At 56.2% G+C, this 12,823-nt stretch carries 10 protein-coding genes; 5 read left to right on the forward strand and 5 right to left on the reverse strand.

The genetic code is table 11. The features are described 5' to 3' along the window. Nucleotides 1-988 precede the first annotated feature (988 nt). The 4 genes from V9K67_RS26370 (at nt 989) to V9K67_RS26385 (ending at nt 5,044) form a co-directional block, all read left to right on the forward strand. Nucleotides 989-2,269, forward strand: coding sequence for a glucuronyl esterase domain-containing protein (locus V9K67_RS26370; RefSeq protein ID WP_336728005.1), 1,281 nt, complete (start codon nt 989-991; stop codon nt 2,267-2,269). Nucleotides 2,270-2,475: 206 nt separating this feature from the next. Next, nucleotides 2,476-3,246: an HNH endonuclease gene (locus tag V9K67_RS26375; RefSeq protein ID WP_336728007.1), complete on the forward strand. Its 771-nt coding sequence runs from the start codon at nt 2,476-2,478 to the stop codon at nt 3,244-3,246. A 164-nt stretch (nt 3,247-3,410) separates the two neighbouring features. Continuing rightward, nucleotides 3,411-4,232, forward strand: coding sequence for an oxidoreductase (locus tag V9K67_RS26380; RefSeq protein WP_336728009.1), 822 nt, complete (start codon nt 3,411-3,413; stop codon nt 4,230-4,232). Nucleotides 4,233-4,237: 5 nt separating this feature from the next. Continuing rightward, complete coding sequence (locus tag V9K67_RS26385; protein WP_336728011.1) at nt 4,238-5,044, forward strand: helix-turn-helix domain-containing protein; 807 nt, start codon at nt 4,238-4,240, stop codon at nt 5,042-5,044. 12 nt (nt 5,045-5,056) lie between these two features. Here the strand turns inward: V9K67_RS26385 and V9K67_RS26390 are convergent, their stop codons facing one another. Then, complete coding sequence (locus V9K67_RS26390; protein WP_336728014.1) at nt 5,057-5,998, reverse strand: AraC family transcriptional regulator; 942 nt, start codon at nt 5,996-5,998, stop codon at nt 5,057-5,059. Between the two features lie 153 nt (nt 5,999-6,151). Between V9K67_RS26390 and V9K67_RS26395 the strand changes: the two genes are divergently transcribed. After that, a complete protein-coding gene (locus V9K67_RS26395) occupies nt 6,152-7,021 on the forward strand; it encodes an oxidoreductase (RefSeq protein WP_336728016.1) in 870 nt (289 codons plus the stop codon). A 41-nt stretch (nt 7,022-7,062) separates the two neighbouring features. On the opposite strand, the gene V9K67_RS26400 is transcribed toward V9K67_RS26395, so the two are convergent. The 4 genes from V9K67_RS26400 to V9K67_RS26415 form a co-directional block, all read right to left on the reverse strand. Then, entirely contained in the window at nt 7,063-7,686 is a 624-nt protein-coding gene (locus tag V9K67_RS26400; RefSeq protein ID WP_336728018.1) for an EcsC family protein, read from the reverse strand. Nucleotides 7,687-7,812: 126 nt separating this feature from the next. Beyond that, nucleotides 7,813-8,961, reverse strand: a complete 1,149-nt coding sequence (locus V9K67_RS26405; RefSeq protein ID WP_336728020.1) for a glycoside hydrolase family 88/105 protein — start codon at nt 8,959-8,961, stop codon at nt 7,813-7,815. A 36-nt stretch (nt 8,962-8,997) separates the two neighbouring features. Beyond that, entirely contained in the window at nt 8,998-10,344 is a 1,347-nt protein-coding gene (locus V9K67_RS26410; RefSeq protein ID WP_336728022.1) for a BNR repeat-containing protein, read from the reverse strand. Nucleotides 10,345-10,497: 153 nt separating this feature from the next. Beyond that, on the reverse strand, nt 10,498-12,381 hold the full coding sequence (locus tag V9K67_RS26415) for a T9SS type A sorting domain-containing protein (protein WP_336728023.1): 1,884 nt from the start codon (nt 12,379-12,381) through the stop codon (nt 10,498-10,500). Nucleotides 12,382-12,823: the final 442 nt, after the last annotated feature.

Below are 12,823 nucleotides of genomic sequence, written 5' to 3' on the forward strand. Positions count from 1 at the left end.
CGTTGCCAACACCCTTCAAACCCTTGTCCCTAAAGCATTTCAAAGAACTGACCATAAAATTTACCGGACACTCATGAACGTTTTTTTATGTTGGAAGCCTTGGGAGGTTTTGATTTGAATGTTTCCTACAGGTACCGAAGAGACTGTTTGTTCTTTTGCCTTGATGCAAAAGAACCAAAAGATCAAGCCGGGCCCGATGCTCCGCCGGCCCGGCCGGCCCACGCACAATGGGGGCACATCCATTTTTTGCCTTGCACATTTCCGGCTCTTCGAAGAGTTCGGCGTGCAATTACCAAAGCGTGAAGGCGCTGCATTCCGCCTTACCAGTCATTAAAGCAGCAAGAAACGTTAGGTCCGGCGGAATGAGGCGCGTGACCCTCAAGTTCCTTATGGCCTGATAAAAACAGATACTTTAACCATTTACCCTTTGTAAAAAAAATTCATCCAGCGATATCGCTTGGGCGTAGCCCAAACCTGTTGGTAGCACAAACAGCAATCGAAGAAACATGGGCAGCGCCCATGCCTGTGAAGTAAAAAAATGCACGAGCCTGGAAAAACTTGAGGGTCACGCGCCTCATTTAGCCGGACCTAACGTCTGGTTCTGTTGTAAAGAATGATTAGGCTAAATGCAGCGCCTTTACGCTTTGCCCTTGGCACGCCGAACTCTTCGAAGAACCGGAAATATTCGAGGCAAATAATGGATGTGCCCCCATTGTGCGTGGGCCGGCCGGGCCGGCGGAGCATCGGGCCCGGCTTGATCTTTTGGTTCTTTTGCATCAAGGCAAAAGAACAAACAGTCTCTTCGGCACCTGTAGGAAACATTCAAATCAAAACCTCCCAAGGCTTCCATAAAAACCATTATCTAACGACTAACGAATTCTTTATCAAACCCTGCAAACAAAACTGACATATGAAAAAAGCATTTTCCCTTTTAATTCCTTTCCTGTCCCTTACTGCAGTTCATGCCCAATCAAACCGGCAAGCAACAATGGACAGCATCCGCAGGCTCTCGGAACAAGACCACCAGCGGATGATGGCCACGTTGGGCATCACCGGGCTGCGCCCCGGCCCTTCCGGCAACCCCCAGGCACCCAATGCCGCCAATGCCGACGAAGCCAAAGCCTCTCCCTACTCTACTTTGCCCGATCCCTTACTCCTCAAAAACGGGAAAAAGGTTACCTCCCCAAAAACCTGGTGGCAGCAGCGCCGCCCCGAGATCGTCGAAGACTTTGACCGGGAGATTTACGGCCGCGTACCTAAAAACGTTCCGGGCGTAAAATGGGAAGTGACCGCTACGTCCACCGATACGGTCGGCGGCATTCCTGCGGTAACCAAAAAGCTGGTGGGCCACGTGGACAATTCCGCTTATCCCGCCCTTACCGTGGACATCCAGCTGACCCTCACCACTCCGGTGCATGCCCGCGGACCTGTACCGGTAATTATGGAATTCGGCTTTGTATTCCCTCCCGGTTTCCGGATGCCCGAGCCGCCGGCCGGCACGCCTCAAGGTCCCGGCTGGAAGGAGCAACTGCTGCAAAAAGGCTGGGGATGTGCCGTGCTGGTGCCCACCAGCTACCAGGCCGACAACGGGGCCGGGCTCACAAGCGGCATTATCGGGCTGGTGAATAAAGGGCAGCCGCGTAAGCCCGACGATTGGGGCGCCCTGCGTGCCTGGGCCTGGGGTGCCAGCCGCGCCCTGGATTACTTCGAGACCGACAAAGCGGTGGATGCAAAGCAGGTAGGGATTGAAGGCCTATCCCGCTACGGCAAGGCCGCTGCCGTTGCCATGGCGTATGACAGCCGCTTTGCCATCGGCTTTATCGGTTCGTCGGGAGCCGGGGGCGTAAAAATTTTGCGCCGGCAGTTCGGCGAGCAGGTGGAGAACCTGGCTTCTTCGGCGGAATACCATTGGTTTGCAGGTAATTTCATCAAATATGCCGGCCCGCTGACACCTAATGATATGCCGGTGGACGGGCACGAGCTGATCGCTCTTTGCGCCCCGCGGCCGGTCTTCATCAGCGTGGGTTCGCCCCAGGTAGAGGGCAACTGGATCGATGGCCGCGGCCTGTTCCTTGGAGGTGTGCACGCCGGCCCGGTTTACCGGCTGTTGGGAAAAAAAGACCTGGGCACTAGCGTGATGCCCGCCATTGAAACAGGTCTGACAAATGGCGATATTGCTTTCCGCCAGCACAGCGGGGGCCATACCGTCGGCCCCAACTGGCCTTCCTTTATACAATTCGCCAGCCGCTACTTGAAAGTGAATAAGTAATAAACACCCCTCCAGTTCCTGCCCGAAGGAAGTTTTGGCACATTATAGAAACGCATATCTTGCCAAAACCTCCATTTTTTCAGGGTTTTGGCAAGATATAGAAATTTATATCCTGCCAAAACTCTAAAAATCGGGGAAAAGAATTCCAGGGCGGCAAAATTTAAAACCTTAAAATGAAGACTTTTGTCGATCCAAATTAAGTAACCATGAAGCCCGGGCAGAAACTTTGGACTAGGGAAGAATTGATCTTAGCAATAAACCTTTATTGCAAGCTTCCCTTTGGCCGCCTGCACAAAAACAATCCCGAAATCATCCATCTTGCCAATTTATTAGGCAGGACGCCCAGCTCCATCGCCCTGAAGCTTGTGAACTTTGCTTCACTGGATCCAAGTTTAAAAGCCAGGGGCATAAAGGGAGCTTCAAACGCCAGCAACCTTGATAAACAAATTTGGAACGAATTCTATAATCATTGGGACATCTTGCCTTATGAAAGCGAGAAGTTATTAGCTCAATTGGAACATACTTCTATTGAACAATTAAACCAAATACCGGAAACGGATTTACCCAAAGAAGGAAAAGTAAGAGAACAGGTGATCAAGGCCAGGGTAAATCAATCTTTTTTCCGTAATGCGATCCTGGCTTCCTATAACAGCACCTGCTGTATCACGGGTATGCAACAGGCTGAATTTCTTATAGCCAGTCATATTCGTCCCTGGAGTGCAGATGAACAGAACAGGTTAAACCCAAGAAATGGGATTGCCATAAATGCGTTGCATGATAAAGCGTTTGAATCGGGACATTTAACCATTACACCTGAATATACAATTAGGATATCATCCCTATTAATGAAGCAGGATGACCCGCACACCGAGGCTTATTTTAAAAAATATGACTATCAGAAAATCATCCTCCCCTCCCGCTTTTTACCGGATGAAGTGTTTTTAAAATACCACAACAATGAACGATTCAAAGGATAAAGTTCAACTGCGTCAACTCAAGATGTCGCCTTCCCATGAATTCGACTTGTGCTTCAGGAATATAGACATACCCGAATGAGCCGCACAACAAAGTATAATTGAACCCTGCAACAAACCCAAAAAATTCTGGCTGGGAGAACTTTGCTGTACTAAAACAATCAAACATGAGCAAAGTAGTATTGATCACCGGAGCCTCTTCCGGCATTGGCAAGGAAACCGCAAAACAGTTGTTACAGGATGGTCATGTGGTCTATGGCGCTGCCCGCCGGGTGGAAAAAATGGCAGACCTGCAGGCTTTGGGCGTAAAAGTGCTTGCCCTGGACGTTACCGAGGAACAATCGATGACCGAAGCCGTGAACCATATCCTAAAAACGGAAGGCCGGATCGATGTGCTGATCAACAATGCCGGCTTTGGCTCTTACGGCGCCTTTGAAGAAATGCCGATGGCAGAGGCCCGGTACCAGATGGAAGTCAACGTATTTGGCACCGCCCGCCTCACGCAACTGGTACTGCCCGCCATGATCGAACACAGGTTTGGAAGGATCATCAACATTTCTTCGGTGGGCGGGAAAGTGGCTTTGGCGCTGGGTTCCTGGTACCATGCCAGTAAATTTGCACTGGAGGCGCTCAGCGACAGCCTGCGCAACGAAGTCAAACAATACGGCGTGGACGTGGTCGTCATCGAACCCGGCGGCATCCAATCGGAATGGGCCGGCATCGCAGTGGACAATTTAGTGAAAGTATCCGGGAAAGGCCGCTACCGGCAGATGGTCGAACGCTATGCCCTGCGGCGCACAAATATGGGCGAAAATGCGTTTGCCGATCCGGGCGTCATTGCGGAACTGATCCGGGAAGCCATCACCGCAGCGCAACCCCAAACAAGGTACGCAGCCGGCTACCTGGCCGAAGAAGTATTGTCGCTACGCAAACAGCTTTCGGACCGCGAGCTGGACGAGCGCTTGCACAGTTACCTGAAGATAAACTAAGCAAAATGGAGCAGAGCTATCAACGGATCTCGGTCGATAACATCCTGTACGCCTGCGGCAGCAGCCGGCAACGCAGCTCCGAACAATTCGTCCAGGTACATGCCCTCGTATACGTGTTATCGGGCGAGATCCATTTTACCACTGCAGCCGGAACAAAGGTGGTACCGGCGGGAACGATGGCGCTGGTCCGGCGCAACCAGCTGGTAAAAACGACCAAGCTTCCGGCACCCGGGGGCGAGTTCCGCACCATCAATATTTTTCTGTCCGCCGACATCCTGCGCCCGTACAGTGCGGCGCATACGGTACCTCCGCCCGGCAAATATTACCAGGAAGGGGTTTACGGATTCCCGGCCGACCCCTTCATTACCGGCTACTTTCAATCCCTGCAGCCTTATTTCGACCAGCCCGACCGGCTCACACCGGTGCTTACGGAATTAAAAACCAAAGAAGCCATTGAACTGCTGCTTACGGTGAACCCGGCCCTGGAGGAAGTGCTGTTCCACTTCGGGGAACCGCATAAGATCGACCTGGAAGCCTTCATGCTGCAAAACTACCGGTTCAACGTCTCTGTAGATTCCTTTGCCCGCCTCACCGGCAGGAGCCGGGCGGGCTTTAAAAGGGATTTTGAAAAGGTTTTCAAAATATCCCCGGGGCAATGGCTGAAGCAAAAGCGCCTGCAGGAAGCGTATTTCCTAATAAAGGAAAAAGGCGAAAAACCCTCCGACGTCTACCTGGATGTAGGCTTCGAGAATCTTTCGCACTTTTCCTATGCCTTCAAGCAGGCCTACGGCATCAACCCTTCCGCCCTGTAACGCCATCCCGGGTTACAACGGCTTTATGGGAATGCACATCTCGAAAATATGCAGGTTTTGCGGGTGCGTTTTGGCATCATTCAAATGGTTGACGTAAAAATTGCGATGGTCGGGCTGGTAGCCGTTTTGTTCCAGCCACACATCAAAGATGTAGTCCCAGGTGGTAAAACATTCATCCAATGTCGCTTCCTTGTGCACCACTGCATAGAGTCCGCCGCTGATGGCGGTAGTGCCGATGAGCCCCTCACCGGCTGTTCCTTCCGGCACGGTGATACAGACATCGGCCTGCACCTTGCCCGCTGGCCCCGGGTTACTCCGGTAGACGGTCAATGCCTGGGTTTGTGGAAAATTAATGAAGCCCCTGGGGCCCGCCCATCCAAATAACAGGTCAAACATGCCCCCAAAAATGACACTGTCATGGATATGCACCTCCAGGTTGCGCACATAAGCCACATGGAGTTCGGGGAGTTGGGTAACCCTGATGTCTACCCGGGTTTCCTTGCTTTCGTTCATCATTTTGCGTTGATTTAATTTGAAAACAAGGTAGTTTCCCGTTGTTGCAGGAAGCTGGCAGGTCTTGCTGTCCTGTTTGCAAATCTTGCTGGATTGACGGTCCGCCCGCCATTGGGTGGCACTTAGCTTTATTACGTCTTTAAAACTCCTCGAAAAGGAAGAGACATCCTTAAACCCACATTCCCATGCGATCTCGCGGACAGGCTTTGCAGGATGGTGCTCCAGGAAAAAAAGGGACCGCTCGATGCGGGCCCGGATAATAAAGCTGTTCAGGGCCAGGCCGGTTACGGACTTAAAAATGCGGTGGAAATGGAACGGGGAAAAGTTCGATTGACGCGCCAGCCTGTCCAGTGACAAATCCTCATGAAGATTCATCTTGATGTAATCAATGCTCCTGTTGATCCGGAAATAGTAATCCTTTATGGAGGCTTCCCTTTTCATTCGTCTCTTCTCCTGCACTAATATAGTGAATGACGGGCAGGGGCGGTTATTCCATGCCCGCGGCAGCCCACCGTTTTCCCCGGCTCCCCGCCTGCCGGCCTTGCTTCCTGCCTTATCTTTATACCGTAAGGCCTGGAAAAAACTGAGATCAATATGGAACAAGCGACACCCTCCACAAATACCGATAGCAAAGTATGGTTCATTACCGGCTGCTCCACGGGCTTTGGCCGGGAGCTGGCAAAACTGTTATTAACCAAGGGATATAAGGTCGTGGTCACTGCCCGGAAGGTGGAGCAGGTGAACGACCTGGCGGAAGGCTACGGGCAAACGGCCCTGGCACTGCCGCTGGACGTGACGGACAAAGCACAAATTGCCGCAGCCGTGGCGCAGGCGGAAGCAACCTTTGGCCGGATCGACGTGCTGGTGAACAATGCCGGCTATGGCTACTTCAGCAGCATAGAGGAAGGCGAGGACGAAAAGATCCGGGCGCAGTTTGAAACCAATGTGTTCGGGCTGGTGCAGATGACCCAGGCGGTACTGCCCGGCATGCGGCAGCGGCGGAGCGGCCATATCGTCAACTTCTCCTCCATCAGCGGCCTGGTGGGCCTTGCCGCTACCGGCTACTACCACGCCACCAAGTTCGCGGTGGAAGGCCTGTCCGAAGCGCTGGCCAAGGAAGTGGCTCCCCTGGGCATCAACGTGCTGCTGGTGGAACCGGGGCCCTTCCGGACCGACTGGGCCGGCCGGTCCCTTTCCCGCACACCGGTGCAAATTGAAGATTACCGGCCCACCGTGGGTGCCCGCATGGCCGGCCTGGAGCAGATCAGCGGCAACCAGCCCGGCGACCCGGTCCGCGGCTGCGCAGCTATTATCACCGCCGTGGAAGCCAACGAACCGCTCCCCCGCCTGCTGTTGGGGAAGGTGGCCTATACCCTGGCATTGCAAAAGGTGGAAGAACTGAAAGCGAATTTCACTGCCTGGAAGGACCTGACCCTGGGCGCCGACTTCCCCGAAGGACAATAACGGCAACCCGGTGCGGCTGTGGGGCAACTGCGTGTACGCGCTCAGGATGCAAAGGTGCTTTTGGCGGTCTTGCCGATGATCAACGTCGAAGAGGCGTCAAAAGCACCGCCCACTACGCTGCCCACCAGCGGGATAGCCTTGCCTATGTTGATGACGCCATCGCTGCCAAACTTCGACAGCAAACGAAACCCCACGGCCCGGTTGATCCGGGCGATCGCCTGGGTGCTGATCTTCTGGATGACCGACTCCGTGACCTTCTCCCCTACCCGGATGCCTACGCCTTTCAGGATCTCCCCGGCCGCACTGCCGGCCAGGCATACAATAGCCAGGGATTTTACCGGCTCGGTCTTCGGATCATAGCCCCGGATCATGGCAATGGCGGCGATCATCCGCAGCTGCAGGAACAGCACGCTCGACACGTTGGCCGGGATGGTCAGCGGCAGCGTGATCAGCCCGCCCAGGCCCGTCACAAAACCCGAGGTGGCGCACATGGCCGACTGCCACCTGATGAGCTTGTCAATGGCCTGCTCCGGCAGGTCGTGCTTTTTGCGAAAATCGTCGGCCAGGACAATGGCCGAATCGGCTATGCCCGTACCGAATACCGCCTTGTCATAGGCCCAGTCCAGCGCCTGCTGGATCCAGGCCAGCTTTTTCTCTTCTGGCATCTCCCAAAAATTGACTGTTTCTATAAAGGTAGCCTGAAAAGACCGTGCCCGGAACCCCTTAAAACAGGAAAGGGTCCCTGCCGGCAGGAACCCTGATACCCAATGAACAAATTAACCAATTCCCTCCTACCGCTTATCCAGGTAGCGGTACATTTCGCAGGCAGCCAGCAAAAAGGCGCCCACGCCGAAGTTGGCCGTGGAGTTTTTGTCCACCACCTGGCCGGGGATGGCCCGCTCGCCGATCGGCTGCACGTAGCCCACCCTGCCGTCGGGCTGCAGGGCCACTTTAGCCAGGTAGTCCCAGCTCTTTTGCACTACCGGCCCGTATTCTTTGGCATCCAGAAGGCCGTGGTTGAGGCCCCAGAGCAAGCCATAGGTAAAAAAGGCGGTGCCGCTGGTCTCCGGGCCGGGCGCATGGGCGGGGTCCAGGAGGGAGCGGGTCCAGTAGCCTTCGGGCTGCTGCGCCTTTTTGACGGCTTCGGCAATGCCCTTGTAGCGGCTGATGTACAGCTCGCGGTGGGCATCATTCTGCGGCAGATCCGCCAATACCTTGGCCAGGCCGGCCAGGATCCAGCCGTCGCCGCGGGCCCAGAAATCTTTTTTACCATTGGTGCTTTTGTGTTTTGGGAAAACGTACTTGGCATCCCGGAAATACAGCTGTTCGTCCCGGTCGTACATGATGCTGTCGGCAAACAGGAAGTATTTATGCAGTTTTTCCAGGTATAAGGGATTGCCGGTCACTTTATAGAGCTTCGTCATCACGGGCATCACCATATACAGGCCGTCGGCCCACCACCAGTAGTGGTGCTGCGGCGTGCTCATCTCGTACTCCATCACCTCGCGGGCACGGGCGATCTTTTTGGGGTCCTTGTCCAGGCTGTACAGGTCCACATAGGTCTGGAAACAGATCTGCCAGTCGCCGAACAGCACGTAGTCGTCCTTTTCGCCATAGGTGTGTTTCCATTCGGCCTTGTTGTCCGATTTGGCGCCCTTCCACTGGTTGTGTTCGGCCCAGGCTTCGGAATATTTGCGATACTCCTCTTTGCGGGTCAGGAAATACGCTTCCATGTTGCCGGTATGGTAGGCGGCCACGTCCCAGAAAGCCCGCTCGGTGGGCGCTTTCTGGGCCTGCCAGTAGCGGTTGACCTGGTGGATGATGTCCAGCACCTGCTGCCTGGAGGTGGCCGGCGCGGACGGGCGGGCTTTCTTCTGCCCCGTGCAGGCCGCCAGCAGAACGGCCAGGGTTACAATCGCACTGAAAAAACGCATCTTCATAGTCTTTATCATCAGTTTAAACAAGTCGGTTGGAAATTAAAAACGAGGGGTCCATTCCAGGACGTTTACGGGTTGCGGCGGCGTATTCGATATCCCTTCGGCATCCACCTGCACCACGTTTTGCACAAACAGGTGCAGTCGGCCTTTGGCCTTCCACAGCTCAGTATCGTACGTAGGTTCCCAGGAGCCCACGGAGCCGGCGCTCAGGTCTTTGACCGTCCAGCGGCGCCGGGAGAGGTTGGGGTTCAGGGCGATGGATACTTTGCTGCCCCGCTCCTCGTCACGGAAGATAAGGCCGGCGGCCAGCTTCCGGCCCCGCTTCCAGGCAATGATCTGGGGCCGGGCGATGGGAATGGCCTTGCTGCCCGTGCCGCTCAGGCTGAAGGGAGTGGAACGGAAGCCCAGGTCCTGTGCCTGCCACTTATCGCCGGCTTTGAACACCAGGTGGTACTGGGGCACGGCGGAACCCTGCTCGCGCCAATAGGTGGCAATGTAGGGATGGCCGGCGGCATCGGCAACCATCGAGGTCTGGTTGATCAGCTCGCTTTTGGGCGGGATGGCGCAGGCCACCTCGGCGCTGGCAGCGGTAATGGGCAGGCGGTAGGCTTCGCCGGTCGACTTTTCCCAGGAAATGCCGCCGTCCCCCGAACGGGCATAGCAGAGGTCGTGGTTGGAAGCCACATCCGGGCTCTCGCGCCACACCCAGGAGAGGTGCAGGACGCCCTTGCCGTCCACGCAGGCCTGCCAGTAGGCGTTGCGCCGGCCTTCACCATCGACGAGGTTGCTGTGGAGCTGGGTCCAGGCCTTTGTTTTCGTATCGTAGCGGTTCACCACCAGGTTGCCCTGGCCCGAGCCGCCATCGCGGTAGAGGAACAGCAGGCCGCCGGGCACTTTATAAAACTCGGGATACGAAACCTTGGTTTCCTGCCGGCCGGTCATGGGCATCTTCTCCCCCAGCTGCAGGGAGCCGGGCGCTACACTGCGGGCATAGCGCAGGGGGTTGTTGTGGTGGTCCCAGGAAAGGTGCAGGTAGCCTTCGTCGTCCACCATCATGGAAATGGTATTGTGGGCGTCGGCGGTATTACCCCGGTAGGGCGTCTGCTGCAGCTGCCAGCTGGTAGTACCGAGCTTTCTTTTTCCCAGCACCAGGTAGCGGCCGCTGTTGTAAAAGGAAATGAACTGGGTGTCGCCAAAGCTGACGAGGGAATTTTTGCGGAACACCACCGCATTGACGGAGTTGGCGGCCCAGCCGCTGTCGACGGCAACGATGGTGGCGCCGGCCCGGCCGGAATTTTTGGCTTTTTCTTTTTCTTCGGGTGCTTTCTGGGCACCGGCCGCCAGTGCGGCAAGCAGCATGGTCGTTAACAGGAGGTTTTTATACATGTTCTCGCTTTCATTGGGGCCCGGAAGGCAGACCCAGTCCAGGCGGCAAATTACCAAAGGTTCCGCGGTACCGGGGTGTATATTCTCCTAAAAATGAGGGGTATTTTCGTAAAGCCTCCCGGCCTCCCCCGGTAGGGAAGGCCGGGAGGGGGCTTATCTCTTAACAACTTTTACCGTACGCACACCGCCGGCGGTTTCCAGCCGCAGGAAGTAGATACCGGCCGAGAGTGCCGAGCCGTCCAGGGTCAGTTGCTGCGGCAGGCCGGCGGCAGCCCTGCCCCGGCGGAGCACGGACAGTTTTACGCCCCTGCCGTCGTACAGCACCACGGAGTAGGCGCCTTCTTCGGGCAGCGCAAAGGTCACCCGGGTGGAGGCGGAGAAGGCAGCAGGAGCGGCCTGCAACGATCCGGCGACTGCGGGAGCCGCTTTAAAGACTTCTGCAGCCACCTCCGGCGCATAGAGGGGTGCGGCGCTGACGGGGGCGGCATCATCCGTGCCCCGCACCGACACGGCCTGGCGGGGACTGGTCACCTGGTCGGTCGCGATCACCACGATGTCCGAACCATAGCTCTGGTGGGTACTGGTGACATAATTGAAATCATAGTGGCCGCTCATCAGGGTAATGGGCGGACCGAACGAGATAGTGGACAGGGCGGTTTCCCGGTACAGGATATCCCCGCCGCCCTCTTCGGAAGCGTACACCACCTTCAGCTTGCCGGCCGCCTCGTTCAGCAACACGAAGGGGCGCGTCCCTTCATTGGCCGTTACGGGATAGAGATTATCCCAGGTACCGGAGGGGCGGCGCACCAGCAGCGACAGCTTCGGCAGCCCCGGTGTATCGTAGCCGGTTTTTACACCGCAGTACAGGGTGCCGTCGCTGGCCACTTTCATATTCAGGTGATCATCCGCCATGCCGTAGCCTTCGTCCAGGGCCGACTGGGAGGAGGGCACTTCGTCGGCCGACCATACGGAGGGGTCTGCCCCGTCGGCGTGGGTACGGAAGCCAAAGCGCTTGGAGCTCTGGTTCGACCAGAGCACGCCGATCTTGCCGGGCAGGGCGGCAATGGCGCAAATATCGTCGTCGCGGATATCGGAGGCAACGGGGATGGTGGCGCTCCAGGTGGAATAGGGCGCATCGCTCCAGCGAACGTTGATAGTGTCGGCCCGGTCCCAGGCCACCCACATCCGGCCGGCTCCGTCGAGGGCCATGGTGGCCGTTTCGCAACTGGTCTCGAACTTCAGGGTAACGCGGGAGCTCCTTTGCCGCCACAGCCTGTAGGTGCCTGCCGTGGCATCGTATTCGGCCGATACCAGGTAGGAGCTGTTACCGCCGCCACGGAACAGCAGGATGTGCACCACGTTGCCCACGGCCTGTACATCCGCCTTACAGTTGCTGCTGCTGACCAGGGTGAGCACGTCCGTCCAGGAGGTGCCGTCCAGTCGGAAGATCTTGGTGCCGTCGGAAGTGGGCAGCACCGACCACCATTTGCCGTCATAGGTCCACACCTTGGCCTGCGGCTTGTCGGCCGTATGCGACGAAATGGGAAGGGGAGCGATATCATTGAAGGAAGCGAAGCCCAAGCCCGAGGGCTGGATGCTGTAGGTCTGGCCCGAGGTATAGCCGCTGCTGATGGCGTTGCCGCTGTCGTCTTTGATGCCGGTACCACTTGCGTTCAGGTCGAGACGCAGGAGGCCGTTGCCGGCCAGTGCACGGACGGTGACATCGTAAGTGGAGCCATTGACGCGGACCACGGCTTCGACCGCTTCGGTGCCCACCGGCTCATTGGCCAGCAGGGCGAGCGAGCCGCGGACGTTGCCGCTCAGAGGGGTGGCGGTAAAATCGGAGGCATCCACGCCGGATACTTTTTCGGAAAAGGTCACGCGGAAGGTGACCGCAGTGGCGCTGGTGATGGAGGTTGCCGGCGCCTGCCGGTTGATGCTGATCACAGTGGGAGCCGCCTCGGGGGCCGCATGGGCCGAAGGGCGCAAAGCAAGGAACACAGTTGTGCACAGGGCAAAGAGTGTACAGCTTTTCATGGTTTGAATATTTAAGGGGTGAAGGAAATCCGAAAGGGTAAAACATACTTCTGGCCTGTTGGCAACAGGGGACGGAGGGTAGGATTAAAGGTGTAGGATGCCGGGCGAACAGGAGGGGCACGGAAATGTAAGAAGCCGAATAGGTTTCATGGCATATGGGATTTTAAGGGTGATAGTGAGGGGTGCCGGATACGATCAGGCACATTAGGCGGCAACAAACAGTGTACCTGTGCAATTAGCCGGAGATTAGAATTGGATTAGAGCTCTACGGGCAGATGGAGATAGAGCAAGGATAATAATCAGGAAGGCCTTAAAAGAGAAAGGCTATAAACGACAAAAGCCTCTTCCGAAGAAAAGGCTTTTGTTGAATAAATATGGCAGCTACCTACTCTCCCGCAACTAAATGCAGTACCATCGGCCAGAAGGGGCTTAACTTCTCTGT

The sequence above is a fragment of the Huijunlia imazamoxiresistens genome, assembly GCF_037132455.1.
GTDB lineage: Bacteria > Bacteroidota > Bacteroidia > Chitinophagales > Chitinophagaceae > Flavisolibacter > Flavisolibacter imazamoxiresistens.